The organism is Niveispirillum sp. BGYR6 (assembly GCF_027568365.1).
In the GTDB taxonomy this organism is placed as follows: domain Bacteria; phylum Pseudomonadota; class Alphaproteobacteria; order Azospirillales; family Azospirillaceae; genus Niveispirillum.
Map to the genome: position 1 here is coordinate 68,965 of NZ_JANLNL010000007.1, position 21,541 is coordinate 90,505.

17 protein-coding genes are annotated in these 21,541 nt (G+C 65.5%); 15 read left to right on the forward strand and 2 right to left on the reverse strand.

The genetic code is table 11. From position 1 onward, the window contains the following. Positions 1 to 2 precede the first annotated feature (2 nt). The 3 genes from ccoO to ccoP are packed head-to-tail and all read left to right on the forward strand — an operon-like array spanning position 3 to position 1,805. The gene (gene ccoO / locus PCJ49_RS15480) at positions 3 to 731 is read left to right on the forward strand and encodes a cytochrome-c oxidase, cbb3-type subunit II (RefSeq protein WP_089288205.1); all 729 of its coding nucleotides are present in this window, start codon (positions 3 to 5) and stop codon (positions 729 to 731) included. A gap of 12 nt (positions 732 to 743) precedes the next feature. Continuing rightward, on the forward strand, positions 744 to 923 hold the full coding sequence (locus PCJ49_RS15485; protein ID WP_269911711.1) for a cbb3-type cytochrome c oxidase subunit 3: 180 nt from the start codon (positions 744 to 746) through the stop codon (positions 921 to 923). Between the two features lie 12 nt (positions 924 to 935). Continuing rightward, positions 936 to 1,805: a cytochrome-c oxidase, cbb3-type subunit III gene (ccoP, locus tag PCJ49_RS15490; RefSeq protein WP_269911712.1), complete on the forward strand. Its 870-nt coding sequence runs from the start codon at positions 936 to 938 to the stop codon at positions 1,803 to 1,805. Between the two features lie 346 nt (positions 1,806 to 2,151). Here ccoP and PCJ49_RS15495 read toward each other — a convergent pair whose 3' ends face one another. After that, complete coding sequence (locus PCJ49_RS15495) at positions 2,152 to 5,907, reverse strand: response regulator (RefSeq protein WP_269911713.1); 3,756 nt, start codon at positions 5,905 to 5,907, stop codon at positions 2,152 to 2,154. Between the two features lie 315 nt (positions 5,908 to 6,222). Between PCJ49_RS15495 and PCJ49_RS15500 the strand changes: the two genes are divergently transcribed. The 10 genes from PCJ49_RS15500 to PCJ49_RS15545 all read left to right on the forward strand — a co-directional run bounded on the left by PCJ49_RS15500 (position 6,223) and on the right by PCJ49_RS15545 (position 17,612). After that, positions 6,223 to 6,858 (forward strand): PepSY-associated TM helix domain-containing protein, encoded by a 636-nt coding sequence (locus tag PCJ49_RS15500; protein ID WP_269911714.1) that lies wholly within the window; start codon positions 6,223 to 6,225, stop codon positions 6,856 to 6,858. Positions 6,859 to 6,893: 35 nt separating this feature from the next. Beyond that, entirely contained in the window at positions 6,894 to 7,403 is a 510-nt protein-coding gene (locus PCJ49_RS15505) for a DUF2271 domain-containing protein (RefSeq protein ID WP_269911715.1), read from the forward strand. Positions 7,404 to 7,433: 30 nt separating this feature from the next. After that, complete coding sequence (locus tag PCJ49_RS15510) at positions 7,434 to 8,249, forward strand: DUF4198 domain-containing protein (protein WP_269911716.1); 816 nt, start codon at positions 7,434 to 7,436, stop codon at positions 8,247 to 8,249. Positions 8,250 to 8,314: 65 nt separating this feature from the next. Beyond that, positions 8,315 to 9,331, forward strand: coding sequence for an FAD:protein FMN transferase (locus PCJ49_RS15515; RefSeq protein ID WP_269911717.1), 1,017 nt, complete (start codon positions 8,315 to 8,317; stop codon positions 9,329 to 9,331). Further along, positions 9,315 to 10,814, forward strand: a complete 1,500-nt coding sequence (locus tag PCJ49_RS15520) for a sulfite reductase subunit alpha (RefSeq protein ID WP_269911718.1) — start codon at positions 9,315 to 9,317, stop codon at positions 10,812 to 10,814. Before PCJ49_RS15515 ends, PCJ49_RS15520 begins: the two co-directional genes overlap by 17 nt. Before the next feature lie 101 nt (positions 10,815 to 10,915). Then, entirely contained in the window at positions 10,916 to 11,458 is a 543-nt protein-coding gene (locus tag PCJ49_RS15525; protein WP_269911719.1) for an RNA polymerase sigma factor, read from the forward strand. Then, positions 11,455 to 12,474, forward strand: coding sequence for a FecR domain-containing protein (locus PCJ49_RS15530; protein ID WP_269911720.1), 1,020 nt, complete (start codon positions 11,455 to 11,457; stop codon positions 12,472 to 12,474). Before PCJ49_RS15525 ends, PCJ49_RS15530 begins: the two co-directional genes overlap by 4 nt. Before the next feature lie 135 nt (positions 12,475 to 12,609). Then, positions 12,610 to 15,153 (forward strand): TonB-dependent receptor, encoded by a 2,544-nt coding sequence (locus PCJ49_RS15535; RefSeq protein ID WP_269911721.1) that lies wholly within the window; start codon positions 12,610 to 12,612, stop codon positions 15,151 to 15,153. Positions 15,154 to 15,246: 93 nt separating this feature from the next. Then, entirely contained in the window at positions 15,247 to 16,938 is a 1,692-nt protein-coding gene (locus tag PCJ49_RS15540; RefSeq protein ID WP_269911722.1) for a flagellar hook-length control protein FliK, read from the forward strand. Between the two features lie 14 nt (positions 16,939 to 16,952). Continuing rightward, positions 16,953 to 17,612, forward strand: coding sequence for a flagellar hook assembly protein FlgD (locus tag PCJ49_RS15545; protein WP_269911723.1), 660 nt, complete (start codon positions 16,953 to 16,955; stop codon positions 17,610 to 17,612). A gap of 70 nt (positions 17,613 to 17,682) precedes the next feature. Here the strand turns inward: PCJ49_RS15545 and PCJ49_RS15550 are convergent, their stop codons facing one another. Next, the gene (locus tag PCJ49_RS15550) at positions 17,683 to 20,112 is read right to left on the reverse strand and encodes a TonB-dependent receptor (RefSeq protein WP_269911724.1); all 2,430 of its coding nucleotides are present in this window, start codon (positions 20,110 to 20,112) and stop codon (positions 17,683 to 17,685) included. A 228-nt stretch (positions 20,113 to 20,340) separates the two neighbouring features. Between PCJ49_RS15550 and PCJ49_RS15555 the strand changes: the two genes are divergently transcribed. Both PCJ49_RS15555 and PCJ49_RS15560 read left to right on the forward strand, forming a co-directional pair. Next, complete coding sequence (locus PCJ49_RS15555) at positions 20,341 to 21,084, forward strand: alpha/beta hydrolase (RefSeq protein WP_269911725.1); 744 nt, start codon at positions 20,341 to 20,343, stop codon at positions 21,082 to 21,084. 14 nt (positions 21,085 to 21,098) lie between these two features. Beyond that, the gene (locus PCJ49_RS15560; protein ID WP_269911726.1) at positions 21,099 to 21,536 is read left to right on the forward strand and encodes a nuclear transport factor 2 family protein; all 438 of its coding nucleotides are present in this window, start codon (positions 21,099 to 21,101) and stop codon (positions 21,534 to 21,536) included. Positions 21,537 to 21,541 lie beyond the last annotated feature (5 nt).

A 21,541-nucleotide genomic window follows, 5' to 3' on the forward strand; every position in this document is an offset into this window, starting at 1 on the left:
TCATGAAGTTCTCCCACGCGATCATTGAAAAGAACGTCCTGCTGCTGGCGGTGCTGTCCTTGCTCACCGTGTCCATCGGCGGTCTGGTGCAGATCGTGCCGCTGTTCACCATCGAAAGCACGATCGAGCGGGTTGACGGGGTTCGCCCCTACAGCCCGCTGGAGCTGGCGGGGCGCAACATCTATATCCGTGAAGGCTGCTATCTCTGCCACAGCCAGCAGATCCGCACCTTCAAGGACGAGGTGGAGCGGTATGGCCATTACAGCCTGGCGGCTGAAAGCATGTATGACCACCCGTTCCAGTGGGGCTCCAAGCGCACGGGTCCGGACCTGGCCCGCGTTGGCGGCAAGTACTCCAACGCCTGGCATGTGGCCCACCTGAACGATCCGCGCGCCCTGGTGCCGGAATCGATCATGCCCACCTACCAGTTCCTGAACCGGCCGCTGAAGTTCGAGGATTACGCCGATCACCTGAAGACCCTGCGCATCGCCGGCGTCCCCTATACGGACGAGATGGTGGCAGAGGCGGTGAAGGATGTGCGTCTCCAGGCCGGCGCCCTGCCGGATGCGGATACGGCCGGTCTGCTGGCCCGCTATCCCAAGGCCCGTCTGGGTGACTTCGACGGCAAGCCGGAGGAAGTGACCGAGATGGACGCCCTGGTGGCCTATCTGCAGATGCTGGGCACCCTGGTCGATTTCACCCGCATCAACCCCGAAGATGTGCAGCAGTAAGGAGAGGGCACCATGCTTGAACTCCTCCCCCTGCTGAAACAGCTCTGGCTGGTCTGGTTCCTGGTGCTGTTCCTCGGTATCTGCTTCTGGGCGTTCCGGCCGGGCTCCAAGCCCCGCTTCGATGCCCAGGCCCGCATCCCGCTGGAAGATAATGACCTGGGGGGCCCTGCCCCCCACCCGACCCGCCGTTAAAGGTGATCCATCATGCCGACCAAGATCGAAAAGGATGCCACCACCGGCCAGGATACAACCGGCCATGAGTGGGACGGCATCAAGGAACTGAACACGCCGCTGCCGAAATGGTGGCTCTATACCTTCTATTTCTGCATCGTCTGGGGCATTGCCTATACGGTGCTGTACCCGTCCTGGCCCACCCTGAACAACCATTTCAGCGGCACGTCGGGCTGGAGCCGCCGGGGTGAGCTGGCGGAAACGCTGGCAGCCCAGAAGGCGGCGCAGGCGGACACCCGCGCCAAGATCGTGGCCACCCCGATTGAAGAAATCCGCAAGGATCCGGCCCTGATGGGCTATGTCCAGGCGGCCGGTCGTGTGGCTTTTGCCGATAATTGCGCCGGTTGCCATGGTGCCGGTGGTGCGGGGGCCGTCGGTTTCCCCACCCTGGCCGATGACGACTGGATCTGGGGTGGCAAGCCGGAAGACATCCTGCAGACCATCACCTATGGCATCCGCAATGCCAACGAGAACAGCCGTGTCTCTGACATGCCGCGCTTCGGGGCCGATGGTCTGCTGACCAAGGAACAGATCGGCGATGTGGCGGATTATGTGCTGTCGCTCTCCGGCACGGCGGCCGACCCGGCCGTTCTGGAACGCGGCGCCACGGTTTTCGCTGAAAACTGCGCCGCCTGCCATGGCGAGAAGGGCGAGGGGATGCATGAGATGGGCGCCCCCCGCCTGTCGGATGGCATCTGGCTCTATGGTGGCGACCGCAAGACGGTGGTTGAGACCATCACCTATGCCCGCCGTGGTTCCATGCCGGCCTGGAGCGAGCGCCTGGACCCGGCCACGGTGAAGGTGCTGGCCACTTATGTGCACGCCCTGGGTGGTGGTCAGTAAGTATTTGCCGGCCTGAACGGTACCCTGAACCCCCGCGCATTCGCTGCGCGGGGGTTTTTCTATGCGTAATCTTGCATTCGCTGCGACAGCCCGCCGCAACCATAAATGAAAAAAGCTGTCGGTACTTGATCTAGCGCAAAGCGTTAACGGCCGAATGCACCTATTCTTACATCATCAAGACCGGATGATCGGTTCGGGCTTGTCTCTCATCTTCGGGGCTTTGCCCCTGTCCAGATGCCCATGGGGGAGGGCTTAGTGTCCCCCGACCCTCTCTGTCCTGAAAACTAAAGGCCCGCCGGTATCATCCGACGGGCTTTTTCTTTTCAGCATTGTTGGCAACACCGTTTCAGCCCGGCTCACCTGCTGCCAAGGCAGCCTCCACGGCCTCGCGCAGGCTGTCGGGCGTGAAGGGCTTGGGGATGAAGCCATCCATGCCGGCAGCCACCAGATCGGGCCAGACCTGTTCCTTCTGCTGGGCCGTCACGGCGATGACGCGCACACGTGCGGCCGGACCGGCCAGTGCCCTGATCCGGCGTGTGGTTTCCAGCCCGTCCATACCGGGCATCTGCACATCCATCAGCACAGCATCAAACGGCGCGCCCGCCACCGCTTCCAGGGCGGTTTCCCCTGATGCAGCGGTGGTGACGTGGAAGCCCTGGCGGCGCAGCAGGCTGGCGATCAGGGCCAGGTTCAGCTCGCTGTCATCCACCACCAGCAGATGCCGGGGCGCTTCCTTGGCCACGGGGCAGGGGGGGGCTGCGGGAGGTGGCGGTGGCAGGGCTGGCGGATCGGACCAGCCTTTCAGGGCCTGATGCAGGGCGGCCAGCCTTTCGCTGATCTCCGCCGCCATGGCCTGCCAGATCGGCTTTTCTTCCCGCAGAGCCTGATTGGCGGTGGCGGCGCGGCGGCCCAGATCGGCGGCCCCGATGGTGGCGGCCGTGCCGGCCAGCATATGCAGCAGGCGGCCAACCGCCTGACTGTCCGGCAGCGCCAGGGCGTCATGCAGGGCGGGGAGAAGGCTGTCCAGCTGGTGGGTGAAGCTGGTGATCAGGCTGGTCAGCAGGGTGGCGTCGTCACCGGCCCGCGCCAGCGCATCCTCAATATCCAGCAGCCCCCGCAAGGCATCCAGCCGCTGCATATCCGCCGTCACCGTCGCTGTTGCCGGCCGCTCCCCGAGCTGTTCGGCGGCACGCTGTGGCAACCAGCGCCGCAGGGCCGCCGCAAGATCTTCCAGAATCACCGGCTTGGTGACATGGTCATTCATGCCGGCATCGCGGCAGCGCTGCCGGTCGCTGTCCAGCGCATGGGCCGTCATGGCCAGGATGGGCAGCTGGGCATTGGCCGGGTTGGCGCGGATGGCGCGGGTGGCGGCATAGCCATCCATGCCCGGCATCTGCACATCCATCAGCACCAGATCGAAGCGATGGCGGGCCACCATGGCCACGGCCTGAGCCCCATCTTCCGCCAGACTGACCCGCATGTCCCAGCGGGCCAGCAGATCCATCGCCACCTGCTGGTTCAGCGGATTATCCTCCACCAGCAGGATATCGGCACCGCGCACCCCGTCCAGGCTGTCGCCCGGATCGCTTCCATCCGGTATCTGGATGCTGGTGGCGAAGGCCTGATGCAGGGCATCGCGCATATCGGCAGGTGTCACCGGTTTGGCCAGTACGCGGCAGATGGGCAATTGCGCCAATTGTCCCGACAGTTCATCCACATCATAGGCGGTGACCATCAGGATCGGTTCCGGCTCCCCGCCGGGCAGGTCATGGATGCGCTGGCACAGGGTCAGTCCGTCCATGCCGGGCATCCGCCAGTCGATCAGCACCAGATCGAAGGGCTGCCCCTCTTCCCGCGCCCGAGCCAGCAGCGACAGCGCCTCATCCCCCGACCGCACGCCGGTGACCTGGATGCCGTGCTGTTCCAGCATGTCGGCCAGCACCTCCACTGCCACGGCGCTGTCATCCACGATCAGGGCGCGGCGGCCGAACAGATCCACCATGCCGCGGGCCGTGTCGCCCGGCTTGACCGGGCGCCAGCGCAGCGGCACGCGCAGCCGGAACAGGCTGCCCAGGCCGGGTGTGCTGCGCACTTCCACCTTGCCGCCCATCAACTCCAGCAATTGCCGGCTGATCGCCAGACCCAGCCCGGTACCGCCATATTTGCGGGTGGTAGAGGTGTCCCCCTGGCTGAAACTGACGAACAGGCGCGATATCTGTTCTTCGGTCATGCCGATACCGCTGTCGGAAACCTCAATCACCAGGGTCAGCCGGTCGGTTTCCACCATTTCTGTATGGGTATTGACGCTGACATGCCCGATGGTGGTGAATTTGATGGCATTGGCCACCAGATTATTCACCACCTGGGTCAGGCGCAGCGGATCGCCGATCAGCACGCGCGGCTGTTCCGGCGCGGCGCGCAGCTGGAAGCGCAGGCCCTTGCGCCGCGCATCCTCGGCATGGATGGCGGCGATGCCGTCCAGCATCTCCTCCAGCGGGAATTCCACCTGTTCGATGGTGACCTTGCCGGCCTCGATCTTCGACAGGTCCAGCACGCTGTTGATGATGCCCAGCAGCGCCTTGCCCGAGGATTCGATCTTGCGCAGATAATCGCGCGCCTTGGGCGGCAGGTCGGTGCGCAGGGCCAGATAGCTCATGCCGATCACGGCATTCATCGGCGTGCGGATTTCGTGGCTCATATTGGCCAGGAATTCGGATTTGGCGCGGCTGGCCGCTTCTGCTGCCGTCTTGGCGTCGGTCAAGGCTTGGGCCAGCCGCGTCAGTTCCGCCTCCCGCTGGCGGGACGCGGTAATGTCGGTGTAAGTGGTGACGAAGCCGCCGCCCGGCATCGGGTTGCCATGCACCTCCAGCACCCGGCCATTGGGGCGGGTACGCTCGAACTTGTGCGGTTCGCCCGGCTTGATGCGGCCGATGCGCTGGGCCACGGCCGCCTCCACATCCTCCAGCGGGCCATATTCACCATTCAGCGCGTTCCAGCGGATCAGCTCGGCCATGGATGTCCCGATATGGCAGAGACCGGGCGGCAGACCCAGAATCCCCTCCAGGCTGCGGTTGAAGGCCAGCACCTTCAGGTCGCTATCCACGGCGATGATGCCCTGATCGACCGTTTCCAGCACAGTGCCCAGCATGGCTTCGCGCGCCTGGGCCATGCCGCGCGCCTCTTCCAGGCTGGTGACATCCTGGAAAGTGGTCATCACCCAGTCACCCCCGCCCTGCGGCCCGGCGAGCAGGGCGGTATCACGGCGGATCCAGGCCAGCGTGCCATCGGGCCGCTGCACCGGGTGGCTGCTGCTGGCATCCGCCCCCTCTGTCCCCGCCACCGGGGTGAATGCCCGCAGGGTTGGCAACAGCGAGTCCCGCGTCAATGGCGTATCGGCCGGCAGCCCGATCAGGGCCGGTAGATTGCTGGAAAATTCATGATGGCCGGTGGTGGGGTCGCTGACCCACCAGCCCAGCTGCGCCACCTTCTGTGCTGTTGCCAACCGTCTTTCATGATGGCGCAGCGCCAGGAAACCCTGCCAGTTGCCGCGCAGGAAAGCCAGCTGCCCCGCCGTCATCAACCCCATCAGCAGCACCACCCCCACCCGGTCGGGATGGGGGACGAGGATGGCCACCATGATGGCGGCCAGATTCATCGGCATGGCATAGGCCAGACAGGCCTGCGGCACGGTGGACAGGGCCGCATTGGCCCCCACCGCCAGGAAGGTGCAGCCGCCCATCAGCAGGAAACGGATATCGGGCGTGGTGCGGGGCAGGTAATAGAACATCAGCCCGCACCAGACCAGCCCCAGCATGGAAGACGCCCGGATGATGCGCCCGATCCGCTGGCGAGAGACGGTCAGCGGCGCTGTCCGCCGCCGCGCCCGGATGACGCCCATCATCGCCGGGCTCAACAGCAGGGGTACGCCCAGGGTCAGCGGCAGCAGCTCCCACACCGAGAACTGTTCGGCCAGAAGCAGGGCGCCGATCCAGGCGCCGAACAGGTTGCCCGCAATGATCATCGGCAATTGCTGAACAAAGGCGACCGATTGCGCCGCCCGGACGGACCCTTCGTCCTGGATTTGATACCAAGGGTTCAGCAAGACCTGGGTTTCCCGTAAACAATGAGATGAGGGTGTTGCCAAAAGAAACTTTCCGGCCAACACATTCTGACAGGATGATAGGCCATCGTGCGGCTCCTGGCTTTCTATGCTGAGGGTTAGGCAACTTCCGCGACAAGAGGCCGGCCAGGGCTGCCCTGGAAATTTCAGGCAAAAAGCTGCGGGACTTTACCCCAAAACCGCCATCGCCCCTGTGTTAATTTCATTGCGACTTATTCGCATCCGTGCTTCATATCTGCGCCGATGATGGGTTGCTGCTTGTGGATGGCGATGGCGGGGGCGATTGGGAAAGGGAAAGTGGCCAGCGATGTGGCGGCGCAGTCGCGCCGCGCCTTTTGGCTGAAACATCTGCATCAATGGCACTGGGTCAGTTCGGCCCTGTGCCTGATCGCCATGCTGGGATTCGCCATTACCGGCATCACCTTGAACCATGCCGGCGCCATTGAGGCCAAGCCGGTGGTGACCGAACAGCGCACCAGCCTGCCCGAAGCGCTGCGCCCCGCCCTGGCGGCGGTGAATGATACGGCCAAGCCCGCCCCGCCGGTGCCGGCCGCCGTGGCGGACTGGATTGCCGAGACGCTGGGCGTGACGGTGGCCGACCGGCCGGTGGAATGGTCGGCGGAGGAGCTTTACATTTCCCTGCCGCGCCCCGGTGGTGATGCCTGGCTGTCGATCGACCGGGAAAGCGGGGCGGTGCTGCACGAGGTTACCGATCGCGGCTGGGTCTCTTATTTCAACGATCTGCATAAGGGCCGCAATACCGGGGCCGCCTGGGCCTGGTTCATCGATATCGCTGCCGGTGCCTGTCTGGTCTTCTGCCTGACCGGTCTGTTCCTGTTGCAGATGCACGCCCGCAACCGCCCCACCACCTGGCCTTTGGTGGGGCTGGGGCTGGTGGCACCGCTGCTGCTGATGATCCTGTTGATCCATTGAGTTGCTTATCTATTCAGTCATTGACGAGGAAACCGATGCGCAAGTTGTTGAGCGTCACCCTGACCGGTCTGGTCGCCACCCCCGCCATGGCGGGGGAAATGGCGGTGACGGTGGAAATCCCCCGCCTGGACGTGGCCGAATATCACCGTCCCTATCTGGCCGTCTGGGTGGAACAGAATGATCAGGCCATCGCCAATCTGACTGTCCGCTACGATGTGCAGAAGCGCGACAATGAAGGCACCAAATGGCTGAAGGACATGCGCCAATGGTGGCGCCGGTCGGGCCGCGACCAGACTTTCCCCATGGATGGCGTCTCCGGTCCCACCCTGCCAGTGGGCGAACATAAGCTGAGCTTTGATACGGCCAAGGGCCCGCTGGCGGGGCTGAAGCCCGGTGCCTATGCCCTGGTGGTGGAGGCGGCGCGCGAAGTGGGCGGCCGCGAATTGCTGCGCATTCCCTTCGAATGGCCCGCCAAGGCAGCCGTTTCACAATCGGTGAAGGGCAGCAGTGAGCTGGGCACCATCGCACTTGCCATCAAGCCCTGATTTTTCTGCCTCTGGAAAGGGTCACAAACCATGAAATCGCTGCTCGCCCGCACCGGCATTGCCATCGCCCTGATTGCTGGCATGGCCCTGCCTGCCGCCGCCCACCGCACCTGGATGCTGCCATCGGCCACCGTGCTGTCGGGCCAAGACCCGTGGATCACGGTGGATGCCGCCGTTTCCAACGATCTGTTCTACTTCGAACATGTGCCGCTGCGCCTGGACGGGCTGCAGGTCATCACCCCCGATGGGGGGGAGGGCAAGGCGGAGAACCAGGCCACCGGCAAATACCGCTCCACCTTTGATGTGCATCTGGACAAGCCCGGCACCTATAAGGTGGCGATGGCCAGCGGTGGCCTGATGGCATCCTGGGAAGAAGGCGGTCAGCGCAAGCGCTGGCGCGGCACGGCCGAGACTTTCGCCAAGGAAGTGCCGGCCAATGCCGAAAAGCTGCAGGTGACGGAGAATTTCCGCCGCATGGAATTCTTCGCCACCGCCGGCAAGCCGACCGATACGGTGCTGAAGCCGACGGGCAAGGGGCTGGAACTGGTGCCGGTGACCCACCCGAACGACCTGTTCGCCGGGGAGAATGCCGTTTTCCAGTTCGTGCTGGATGGCAAGCCGGCCCCTGACCTGGAAGTCTCCATCATCCCCGGCGGCATTCGTTATCGCAATGAGCTGGGCGAGATGAAGCTGAAGACCGACAAGGACGGCAAGCTGACGGTGAAATGGCCGGCCCCCGGCATGTACTGGCTGGAAGCCGATCTGGAGGATAACAAAACCTCCGTCAAGCAGGCGGCCAAGCGCCGCGCCAGCTATAACACCACGCTGGAAGTGCTGGCCCAGTAACGGGCAGGGGGCGCCATGCCCTGGCGCCCCCGTTTTTCCTCCCTTGTCCCGCTTGTCCGGTTCCGATGCTGCGCCTGATCCTTCCGCTTGATGCGCCGGAGGCGGCCTTGCCGCCGCCCGGTACGCCCATGGTGACCCTGCAGGGGCAGACCATGGGCACCTATTGGGCGCTGCGCCTGATCCAGCCCGCCGCCCCCGACCCGGTGGCCCTGCGCATGCAGGTGATGGCCATCCTGGATGGGGTCATCCAGCAGATGAGCAACTGGGAAAAGGATTCGTTGCTAACCCGGTACAATCAAGCAGAGCCGGGCACTTGGCATGATCTGCCGGCTGATATGGCCCAGGTGATCGGCTGCGCGCTGGATGTGGCGGCGGCCAGCGGCGGCGCCTATGACCCGACCATCGGCCCGCTGGTGGATCTCTGGGGTTTCGGGCCGGCCGGGCCGGCGGCGATTCCCGATGCTGCCAGCATTGCCCGCACGCGGGAAAGCTGCGGCTGGCAAAGGTTGTTGCTGAACCGGAATGAAATCCGGCTCTATCAACCCGGCGGGCTGCATCTGGATTTGTCGGCCATCGCCAAGGGCTTTGCCGTGGATAAGGTGGCGGCCGCCATGACGGCACGCGGTATCCGCAGTTTTCTGGTGGATATTGGCGGGGAGTTGCGCGGCTGGGGCATCAAACCCGATGCCACCCCCTGGTGGGTGGGGCTGGAACGGGCCTGCACGCTGGATGGCGTGATGGGGGGCGTGGAAACCAAGGTGGCGTTGCACGGGCTTTCCATCGCCACCAGCGGCGACAGCCGGCGCTTCATCAGCCAGGATGGGCGCCGCCTGTCCCACACCATCGACCCGCGCAGCGGTTACCCGGTGCCGGATCGGCTGGCGGCGGTGACTGTTTTGCATCCGGAATGTATGCTGGCTGATGTCTGGGCCACGGCCCTGGGCGTGCTGGGACCGGAACAGGGGATGGAACTGGCCACCCGGCAGGGGCTGGCCGCCCTGTTCCTGCTGCGTGACGGCGGCGGGATTGTGGAGCGGTTCAGCCCGGCCCTGGCCGCCATGCTGGATGAGGATGATGTCTGAGGCGCTGTTGCTGCTGTCCCCCGCCACGGCGCGCCCGCTGGCGGCCGGCGCGCTGCTGCTGGCCTATGCCGGTTTCTGCGGCTGGACATGGTGGCGCCACCGCCGGCGCCAGCGCGCGGCAACCGGGCCGGCGGGCGGGGTGCTGGTGGCCTATGCCAGCCAGACCGGCTTTGCCGAAATGCTGGCCGAACGCACGGTTGCCGCCCTGCAGGGGGCCGGTCGTGCCGCCTGGGCCACCCCGCTGGGCGGGCTGGATGCGGCAGCATTGGCGGCGGCCGGGCAGGTGCTGTTCATCATCAGCACCACAGGCGAAGGCGATGCACCGGACAATGCCGCCCGCTTTGTTGCCCAGGTGATGGCCAAGCCGGCGGCCCTGCAGGGGCTGAATTATGGCCTGCTGGCGCTGGGTGACCGATCCTATCGCCATTATTGCGCCTTTGGCCATGCGCTGGATGGCTGGCTGCGCCATGGCGGGGCGGTGCCCCTGTTCGACCGGGTGGAGGTGGATAATGGCGATGGTGCCGCCTTGCGCCACTGGCAGGGGCAGTTGGCGCATCTGGCCGGTGGTGCGGTGGCGGCAGACTGGGCGCCTGTGGCCTATCAGTCCTGGCGACTGGAAACCCGCAGCCACCTGAATCCCGGCAGCCCCGGCGGTCCGGTCCATCACCTGCGCCTGTCTCCGCCGGCCGATGTTGTGGCGGACTGGCAGGCCGGTGATGTGGCGGAGGTGGGGCCGGGGAACGATCCGGCACAGGTGGCGGCCCTGCTGGCCACCCTGGGCCTGCCGGCGGATATGGAAGCTGATCTGACCTTTGCCCGCCTGCCGGAAAGGCCGGAAAGCTGGCGCGGCCTGTCGCCGGCGGCGATCCGCGAACGGCTGGAGCCACTGCCGCACCGGGAATATTCCATCGCCTCCCTGCCGGCCGATGGGGCGCTGGAACTGGTGGTGCGGCAGGTGATCGACCCCGATGGGCGGCTGGGCCTGGGCTCCGGCTGGCTGACGCAGCACGCGGCGATGGGCGGGCCTGTCCGTTTGCGCCTGCGCCGCAACAGCGCCTTCCACCCGCCCACCGATGACAGGCCGCTGATCCTGATCGGCAATGGCACCGGCATTGCCGGGCTGCGGGCGCAGTTGAAGGCGCGGGCGGCGGCCGGGCATGGGCGCAACTGGCTGCTGTTCGGGGAGCGCACCCGCGCCCATGACAGCCTTTTCAGTGATGAACTGGCCGCCTGGCAGGCGGCGGGCCATCTCTCCCGCCTGGATCTGGCCTTTTCCCGCGATGGCGGCGGCTATGTGCAGGACCGGCTGGCCGCAGCGGCGGAGGAGCTGCGGGCCTGGGTGGCACAGGGGGCAGCCCTCTATGTCTGCGGCAGCCTGGATGGCATGGCCGGCGGGGTGCACGCGGTGCTGGAACAGATGCTGGGTGCCGACATGTTGGCCGATATGGCGGCCGAGCGGCGTTATTGCCGCGACGTTTACTGACGGGCTCTCTGCCATCCAACTTACACGAAACTGTCGCGGAACCGGTGCTATAGGGGCGGCCCCGCTTTCTTGGGTCAACCCGACCGGTAACGGAGACGGCCATGCCCCCTTTGAAAAACCGTCCGCTTCCGCCGCGCCCCGGCACGCAGGCGCTGGACCATGCCGACCACCGCGCTGCCCTGCGCGCCTATTTCGCCCGCCGCGTTGAGGCGGCGGATGAGGTGGATGACCATGTGCAGGATGTCTATTGCCGGGTGCTGGCGGCACGGGTGGATGGGCAGCGGGTGGCCAATTGGCGCGACATGCTGATGCGTGTGGCGTCGAGCGTCTGGATCGACCGGTTCCGGCGTGACAAGGCGCGGGTGCGCGACCGCCATGTCGCCTTTGACGAGGCGATTGAGGTCTGCGATGGCGGCGCCACATCGCCGGAAGCGGCCACCGCCGGGCGTCAGCGGCTGGCCGCCGTGCGCGCGGCCCTGCTGGAACTGGACCCGGTTTGCCGGCAATCCTTCGTGCTTGCCCGTTACGAGGGTATGTCGCATAAGGAAATTGCAGCGCGCCTGGGCATCCCCACCGTGGCGGTGGGGCGGCATATTGAGCGCGCGATGATTCATCTGGCCCGGCGGGTGGCCGATCAGGCATGACAGTCAGTTCTGGAGACGGACATCACCATGGCGATGACGGGCTGCTGGCCGATGCTGCAGCCTGGCTGTCCCGCCTGACGGGCGGGGAGGCCAGTGATGCCGATTGGGATGAATTTACCGGCTGGCTTTATGCCGATCCCCGCCATGGTAAAGCCATGCATCTGGTGGAAAGCGGCTGGCGCGCCAGTGGCGATCTGGCCGATGATCCGCTGATCCAGGCTGAACGCCGCCGCGCCCGTGGCCTGCGGCTGGCCGGCCCCTCGACCCGGCCGCCGGCCCGACCGGTGCGGCCCTGGTCCATGGCGCTGGCCGGTGCCGGGGCGCTGGCAGCGGCGGCACTGGCGGTGGTCAGCATTTTCCCGCCCGCCAATTATGCCACGCAACAGACCTACCGTTCTGCCATCGGCCAGATGGTGGAAGTCCCCCTGCCCGATGGCAGCCTTCTGCGGTTGAACACCGATACGGTGCTGACGGTGGAATATGGCTGGCTGGGCCGCAATGTGCGTCTGCAGCGCGGGGAGGCGGAATTCACCGTCGCCCATGGCGATTTCCGCCCCTTCACCGTGCGCGATGACACCCTGTCCGTGCGGGCCACCGGCACGCGGTTCAGCGTGCGTGACTCGGAAGGGGGCACGCGGGTTTTCCTGGCGGAAGGTGGGGTCGATCTGCGCCTTCTGGCCGATGACCGGCTGCTGACCCGGCTGACCCCCGGCCAGCGGGCTGATCTGGCGGCCGATGGCAAGCTGGCCCTGGCCAGCAGCGACGCCACCCGTGAATTCGCCTGGCGGCAGGGGCAGGTGGCGTTCGAGGCCACGCCCCTGGCCACCGCCCTGGCCGAATTCGCCCGCTATTCGCCCGTGGATGTGCAGGTACTGCCAGGGGCGGCGGAGTTAAAGGTCAGCGGGGTTTACCGCAACAGCGACCTGATCGCCTTCCTGAACGCCGTCAGTCGGCTGTACAAGGTGCGCTGGCACCAGTCAGCCCCCGGCCGGGTGGTGGTGGAGCCGGTGGGCTGAGGCGGCGTCGGCAACAAATCAGCAGCACCTTGCCCCTTCAAATGTGAAAGTTTTAAGTAATCCCGGAATCTCTGTGTCCCCTGCGTCTCTGTTTGTCACCGGGCGAGACCGGATAGAGTGATGACGGGGGAATAGATGTTTGCACGTATGCTGAACCATTGCCTGCTGGCGGGCACCATTCTTTCGGGCAGCCTGTCGCTGCCCGCCATGGCGCAGGTCGGGCAGGGGGTGCAGCCCGGCTATAGCGTGCCGGCACAGGATTTGTCCGCCGCCCTGATGGCGCTGGCCCGTCAGTCGGGCCGCAATGTGCTGTTCACGCCGGAGATGGTGCAGGGCCGCCGCTCCGTCGCCATCGACAAGGTGGCAGATTTCACCACCGCCATCGATATCATGCTGGCCGGGTCGGGCTTGCGCGCCGTGGTGGAGGCCGATGGCTCCGTCACGCTGACGGCCGCCCCCGCCCCGGCGGCCCCCAAGGCCAAGCCCCACCCCGCCGCCGCACCCCACGCCGCGGCCCCTGCGGCGGCGGAACCGCTGGTGCTGGAGGAAATCCTGGTGACGGCGCAGAAGCGCGCCGAGCCGATTGAATTCGTGCCCGCCGCGCTGGCGGTGATGGATGGGGAAGAGGTGGCCAAGCGCGGCGTCACCGATTTCACCCGGCTGGTGGATGAGGTGCCGGGCCTGTCCATCAATTACGCGTTCGGCGGGGCCAATTACGGGCTGCTCTCCATCCGGGGCATCGGCGGGGCCGATGATTACAAGCCCAATGGCAACCCCTCGGTGGCGTTGCATGTCGATGGCATCTACCAGACTTCCAACGCCTATCTGGGCACGCCCCTGTTCGATCTGGAGCGGATCGAGGTGCTGAAGGGCCCGCAGGGTACGCTTTATGGCCGCAACACCACGGCGGGCGTGATCAATGCCATCACCAAGGGGCCGGGCGACAGGCTGGAAGGCTATGTCGATCTGAAGGCCGGCAGCCATGATTATACCGGGTTTGAGGCGGCCGTGGGCGGCCCCGTTTCCGACAAGGTGGGTATCCGGCTGGCGGTTTTCGGTGAACAGGGCGGCGGCTTCATGGAAGGCATGGGGGCGGGCCGGCTGGCCGGATATCGCCCTTCCGTCGGGGGGAAGGTACAGACCCAGGTGCCGGCCATCAGCGACCCCGGCACCCGCGACGGGTTTGGCGACAAGGATCTGTTCGCCGCGCGCGGCACCATCGCCCTGCAACTGGCCGAGGAAACCAGCCTGACGATCAAGGCCTTCGGCAGCCGCGACCGCGGCGATACAAGGCAATATGACCGGCTGGCCCTGGCCCAGGACAATACGCAGATGAATGCGGGGGAGGATGCCGATCCCTATCGTTTTTATACGGCGCAATATTACCGGCACCATATCGACATGAAGGGCCTGTCCGGCACAATGGAACATCGGCTGGCCGATAATTTGAACCTGACCGTGCTGGCCGGTTGGCAGGACAGCACCCGCAAGGGCGGCGGCAATGGCGATGGCACGCCCTATCCGGGATATCAGTTCGAATTTGACGACCGCTTGAGCCAAGTCTCTTTCGAGGCGCGGATCAGCGATGACCGGGGCGGGACGTTCGACTGGCTGCTGGGTGCCTTCTATGTCAGCGATGATGTGGATTTCGACAGTCTGTGGACCAGCTTCACCGTGCTGTCGGTCTATCAGTCCCCCTATTCGCAGACGCGTGACAGCATGGCCCTGTTCGGCCAGGGCGACTGGAACATCTCTGACAGCCTGCGCCTGTCGCTGGGTCTGCGCTATACGCGCGACAATGCCGATTTCCAGGGCAGCAATATCGACCTGAACCCCTGGGGCATCTCCACCTTCGCCAAAAGCTTCGGCACCACCAGCCCGTTCCGCTGGGACCGCGCCTTTGATGATGACAATCTGTCCGGCCGCGTCACCCTGCAATGGTTCGCCAATGAGGAGCTGAACCTGTTTGCCTCCTATGGCACCGGCTATCGCGGCGGCGGGTTCGACGGCACCTCCATCTTCACCTATGAAGAGACGCTGCCGTTCAAGTCGGAAACCGTGCAGTCGGTGGAAGGCGGGGTGCGCTGGACGCGCGATCGCATCCGGGTGTCGCTGGACGGGTTCGGCTATTGGTTCAAGGATTTGCAGGCCACCACGCGGCTGGCCAACGATACCAACGGCCGCACCAATGTCGGCCGTGCCTGGTCGCGCGGGGTGGAGGCATCGGTACAGGCGGGGCTGCTGCGGCTGGACGGGCAGAGTTTGGACCTGAAGGCGTCGGCCGCCTATCTGGATACCAAGATCACCCAGTTCACCTCCAAGCGCATCGCCGATGTGCTGGCCACGGTGGGCGACCCGCTGCCCGGCGCCCCGGACATCACCGCCAATGTGGCGCTGATCCACAATCTCGACCTGTTTGACGGCTGGGTGCTGGGCAGCCGGATCGACCTGTCCCACCATGGCAAGGAAAGCAACCGGCTGAACGCCCTGCCCAACAATACGGCCAAGGCCTATACGTTGCTGAATGCCCGCCTGGACTTGACGGCACCGGGGGACTGGACGGTTTATCTCTACGGCCGCAACATCACCGACAAGGTCTATTTCCCCGAACTGAACGGGGCGGCCCGGCTGGTGGGGGAACCGGCGACATATGGTGCCGGCCTGCGCTATCGCTTCTGATCGCACAGACCGGCAGCGGTCCCGCTTAAAACCGGCCTTAATCCCCCCATGGTTCAATCACCATCGCTGTTTGTCCCAGGGGGAGGCCGGCTGATGCCGTCGCTGAACGCCATACCGGTTCCTGCTGTTTCCCTGGAAGGGGGGGCCATCGCCCCCGGCCGCACCCTCCCTGGCGCGGCCGGGCCGGCATCCGGGGCGGGTTTTGATGCGCTGATCGCATCGCTGCTGGGGGGCGCGGCACCGGCGCCGGATGGCGTCTCCTCCACCGGTACCGCGCCCGGCAAGAACAGCGCGCCGCAGCCGGCCCGGCCGGATCAGACGGCGGAGGGAGCCTCCCTGGCCGCCGCCTTGATGCAACTGGCCGGATGGCCACCCGCGCCGCAGCCAGCCTTGGCGCAGCCGACCCCGGCGGGGACCGACGCGTCCCTGGATATCCGCCCGGTGACGCTGCCGGCCGCCAGCACCCCGCCCGGTGACGCTGTGCCGGTGGTACCGATCCCGTCCATGCCGGCTGCACCGGCTATTCCCGTTTCCGATGCGATGTCCCCGCCGCAATGGCCGGCGGGTTCTGCCATCCCGCCCCAGGCTGAGGGGCTGGAGCCAGCGTCATTGTTGCCCGGATCTCTGCCCGTCAGCGCCCCGCCACCACTTGTCGCCGGGATTCAGCCGGAAACCCCGGCCCTCGTGCCTGACACGCAATCCACCCCTCTCGTCGCCCCGCCGGTGGCACCCCGGGTGATGAGTGGCCAGCAACCGGTCACCGACAGCTCCCCCACCCCTGTCACGGCGCCCGCCGAACGGGTGGTGGGTCAGCAAAGGGGTCTGGTGGCAAAGGCGACGTCCAGCGCCGTTGCCCCTTCTGACAGGCAAGTGCCGCCACCGCTGACGGGGACGGCGGAGGCACCGATCACCAGTAGTCCCATTGCCGAAGCGGTTGCCGAAACTGCTGCCGTGGCGACAGCTGTCGTTGCGCCCGCCGGGGGCGCTGTTGCGGTTCCCCCGGCAGTGTCGGCACCCGCCGATACACCGCGTCTCCGGCCCGCGCGGGCTGCCGCACCGATCACCGCCGATGGCGATCCGCGGGCGACGGAGCTGCCGGGGCTGGGGGACGCTTCCGCCGTTCCCGCACCCGTCAAATCTGGCAAGGGGGCCGACGGTGATGATCCGGCCGGTGCCCTGCGCCCCGCTCCGCAGGGCGCGGTTGAACAGCCTGCACCCGTGCCGGCCCCTGTCGCCGCTGCCCGTCCCGATCCCTTGCCCGAACCGGCGGTATCGGCTTTCCCGATAGATCAGACTGCCACCACCGCCGTGAAGGCGACGCGGGAGGTGGCGACCGGCACCGGCCCGCAGGCAGTGCACCGCGCATCCGTCAGCCACCTGTCCCCGGCGGCACAGTTGACCGGCCGCATCGAACAGGCCGTTTCCGAAGGGCGGACCACCCTGACTGTACGGCTGGACCCGGAGACGCTGGGCCGGGTGGAGGTGAAGCTGGAATTGCAGGATGGCCGGGTGACGGCCCATATCGCCGCCGAACGCCCTGCCACCTTGGACCTGTTGCAGCGTGATGCCCGCCTGCTGGAACGCGCGGTGGAACAGGGTGGGCTGCAGCTCTCCGGTGGCGGCCTGCAATTCTCCCTGCGTGACGGGGCGGGCCAGTGGGCTGAAGCCCAGGCCGGCAACCGGCGTGGCGGGCTGGCCTATGGTCTGGCGGCGGCTGAGCCGGCCGCCGATCCCCTGTCACCGACCCTTTACACCTCCGACAGCCTTGTCGATATCCAGATCTGAAAAGGAAGATGGCCATGAGTGTTTCTGGCATCAACGGCAATGATAGCGGTCAAACCACCGGCAAAACCGCCCAGACCCAGCTGACGGCCGACATCAACGCCTTCTTGAAGCTGATGGTGGCCCAGGTTCGCAATCAGGATCCCATGCAGCCTACCGACAGTACGCAATGGGTGGCGCAGCTGGCCCAGTTTTCCAGCGTGGAACAGCAGGTCCAGTCCAACGGCAAGCTTGGCGATGTGCTGACGGAGCTGAAATCCACCTCCGAACGGATCGATCTCAGCTATATCGGCCGCAAGGTAGAGGTGGAGGGCGACAAGGTGGGCCTGAAGGATGGCAAGCTGGCTGTCCGTTATACCGTGCCCAAGGGAGCGGCCAGTGTGGGCGTGAATATTGTCGATGCTGATGGGGCTGTGGTGCGCAGCTTCAGTAGCGCCCACACCGCCGGCACCTATGACCTGTCCTGGGATGGCAAGACATCTGACGGGGTGAAGCTGGCTGACGGCACTTATACTGTTGTCGTTGCTGCCAAGGACGAGGCCGGCAAGTCCGTAGCGGGCACCAGCGTTACCTATGATGCCACGGTCACCCGCGTGCGCCGTGCGGATGGGGAGACGAAGTTCGACCTTTCCACCGGTGTCAGCGTCGCGCGCGACGCCATCCTCTCGGCGGCCTGACAAAAAAAGCGGCATCGGCGGGGGGCCGATGCCGCAGCCAGTTGGCCGGGTAAAGCTGGGGACTTCTGGATCAGTACTTATATTTCAACGTCGCGTACCATTGGGCCGGGGCGTTGTAGCTGCCGAAGGTGGCGCCGGCGGCATCATTCTGGTTGCCGGTGGTCAGGTACCGTTCGTCGGTGATGTTGGTGCCGCCCACCGTGGCCGACCAGCGCCCATCGGGTGCGGTATAGGTGACGGAGAGGTTGACCATGTCGATCGACGGACGGCGCAGCAGCGCCGTATTGGCGCTGTCATTATACATGGCCCCAGTGTGGGTATAATCCACACCGAAGCGCAGGGTGGCGTCGTTGGGCAGGTCGGCCGTGTAAGAGGGGCTGAGGCTGAATTTCAGTGTCGGCGTCTTGGGCAGGCGGCTGTCCAGCGTCACGCCCAGAGCGCCGGGATCCACCTTCTGATAGCGGGCGTGCAGGTAACCCAGCGTGCCATCCAGGGTGAAGCCATTGCCCAGCAGGGCCTGGAACTCGGCTTCCCCACCCCAGATCCGCGCCTCACCGGCATTGCGCAGGGTGGGCGAAACGCCTTCCTGGAAGTTCAGCTGGATGCCGCTATAATCGGTGCGGAAACCCGCCACGTTCAGGCGCAGGCGGCGATCCAGCAGTTCCGATTTCACGCCCAATTCAAAGGTTTCGGCCTTTTCCGGGCCGAAACCGGGGGCGGTGGACAGCGGGTTGGACAGGCGCGTTGTCCAGCCGCCGGACTTGAAGCCCTTGGACCAGGAACCATAGCCCATCACATCATCGGTGATGTGGTATTCCGCCCCCAGGCGGGGGGTGAAGATGTAATAGGTCTTCTCATTCTCCCCGGCCGGGTAATAGCGCAGCGGCTGGCCCGGCACGGGGAAGCCCAGGGCGGCGCGGCAGGCTTCCGACACCGGATAGCAGCCCGACAGCTTGTAATTCAGCGCGTTCAGGTCGGACTGCGCGCCCTCGAACGTCTTATGTTCCCAGGTATAGCGGGCACCCACGGTCAGGCCCAGCTTGTCGGTCAGCTTGTAATTCAGATGGGTATAGGCAGCGGCCGAACTGGTTTCCAGCGTGTTGGGCCCATCCAGTTGCAGCAGACCTTCGTTGAAGGTGACGAAATCATGCAGGCTGCCGCCTTCGTTGAAGTAATAGAGCCCATAGACATAATGCAGCTTGTCGCTCAGCGCCGTACCGGTGAGTTGGAATTCCTGGCTGACCTGATATTGCTTCATGGTGAAGGACAGGTCGGCCATGTTCAGCGGTGACCCATCGGCATCCAGCCCCGCCGACCAGAGCAGGCGGCGGTAGGAGGTGATGGATTTAAGCCCCATATCATCGTCAATGTCCCAATCCAGCGTATTGGTGAACCCGAAGGTCTGCAGGCGGGAGAAGCTGAGATTGCTGCCATAGGTCTTGTCGATATCCTTGGTCAGGAACCGGTTATCATAGGGCAGCCGCGTGCCGGCACCGGTCAGCGGTGTGCCCACCACCGCACGCGGCACCACGCAGGCATTGGTGAAATTGGGGTTGCCGGGGGCGGCACTGATGGCGGCAATCACCGGGGCCGGGTTGCTGACGCACAGGTTATAGATGGCCAGCAGGCCGCCGGCGGGGTTGGTGGCCAGCAGGTTGTTGGTGGTGGTGGAACGGTCACGGGTATAATCAAAGCTCAGCGTGTTGGTGACGCTGCCATTGCCCTTCCAGAACAGCTTGCCGCGGGCGGTATGGCTGTCAATATTGCCCTGCCGGTCGGATGTGCCGGACCCGGCGCGGTGCAGCGGGGTCAGGTCGGTGACGGTGCCGGCGGTGCCGGGGAATTTCTCCACCTTCAGATAGCCGTCACGCTTCTTCGATGAAAAGGCCCAGGAACTGAACAGCGTATCGGTCAGCGGCACATCGGCGGCCACGCCCACATCGAACCGGTTCAGGCTGCCGCCGGTGACAGAGGCGGTGGCGCCGAACTGTTCGGCCGGCTGGCGGGTGACGATGCTGATGGCGCCACCAATGGTATTGCGCCCGAACAAGGTGCCCTGCGGCCCTTTCAGCACCTCGATATGACCGACATCCATCAGGTCGGCATTGGCGCCGGTGGTGCGCGCCAGATAGACACCATCAACATAGACCCCGACACCAGGGTCCAGGTTGAAGGCGAAATCATCCTGACCGATACCCCGGATGGACGCGGACAGCACCGAGGGCGAGCCGGAAAACGGCGAACCGGCATCCAGATTGATGTTGGGGGCGATGGCGGCGATGTTCTGCACATCGGTGATGCCCTTGGTCTCCAGCGCTTCGGCGGAAAAGGCGCTGACGGCGATTGGCACATCCTGCACATTTTCCGACCGCTTCTGCGCGGTGACGATGATTTCTTCAATCTGGTCCTGTGCGGCGGCCGGCAGCGCCAGCAGTGCCAGCAGGGTGCCGGCCGTGGCCAGGGCAAGGCTTTGGGTCCGGGTGTTGCGCCCTCGTGTCATTCCTGATCCTCCCTTGGGGTCCGGGCTTTGTGGCGGGCCCGGTTATTGATGATCGGAATGTCGGGGAAAAAACGTCTGCCGTCTTATCCCGTTTTGGCACGAAGCTATAACCAAACCCGATAGAACGGGCGGCTGGGCGATGCCTATCAACAAAGGTTATAGCTTCGTGCGGAAACGCGATAAGACGGGCGGGGGCTTTCGGGGGAAAGTCGGATCAACGGTCAGTTCATGGACCGGATCGCAAACGTCAAGGTGTGCGACGTGGCTGCCCCCCGCTCCGTCATTTATCTGCTGCCCGGTCTGCTGTGTGACGGGATCGTCTGGAAACATCAGGCCGAGGCGCTGACTGCCGACGGGCATGAGGTACGTATCCCCGATTTCCGCTTCTTCGACAGCCTGAACGCCATGGCGCAGGCGGTGCTGGCCGACGCCCCCGCCCGCTTTGCCCTGGCTGGCCATTCCATGGGCGGCCGGGTGGCGCTGGAAATCATCCGCCAGCGGCCCGACCGGGTGGACCGGCTGGGCCTGCTGGATACCGGCACCCACGGCCCGCAGCCGGGCGAGCCGGAAAAGCGCCAGGTGCTGATCGATCTGGCCAAGGCAGAGGGGATGACGGCATTGGCCGCCCGCTGGCTGCCGCCGATGGTGCATCCCGACCGGCTGGAAGATCCGGAATTCATGGGCGTGCTGACCGACATGGTGGAACGCATGTCGCCGGAAATTTATGAAGGGCAGGTGCGGGCGCTGCTGAACCGGCCCGATGCCGGGCCCGGCCTGTCACGTATCGGCTGCCCGGTGATGCTGGGCGTGGGCCGCCAGGATGGCTGGAGCCCGCCGGCCCAGCATCAGGCCATGGCCGACGCCATTCCCCAGGCAAAGCTGGAGATTTTTGAGGAAAGTGGCCACATGGCACCGATGGAGGCCCCCGTTGCCGTCACCCAGGCCCTGCGCCGCTGGCTGGCGGTGGATTAAAGGGGGCCGTGGTGATGCAGACGGCACTGCTGGAAGAATTGCTGGCGGAACGGGCCATCACCCGGCTGATCCATCAGTTTATCCGCCTGAATGACGCTGGGGATTATGACGCGCTGGCGGCGCTGTTCACGCCCGACGGGCGTTTTGCCCGGCCGACAACGCCGGACCAGCCGATCATCGGGCGGGCGGCCATTCTGGCTTCGTTCAAGGCGCGGCCGCCGCGCCTGACCCGGCATCTGGCCGCCAATATCGAGATTGATCTGCTGGCGGACGGGCAGTCCGCCCAGGCCCGCAGCCAGATCATCCTGTTCACCAGCCCCGTGGCCGGCGGGCCGGTCAGCCTGCTGGTCGGCGGGTTTGACGATGAACTGGTGCGCCAGGGCGAGGACTGGCTTTTCCGGTCCCGACAGGGATCGTTGCTGATGAAGGGCAGCTTGCAGGACGCACCCTGAGCAAG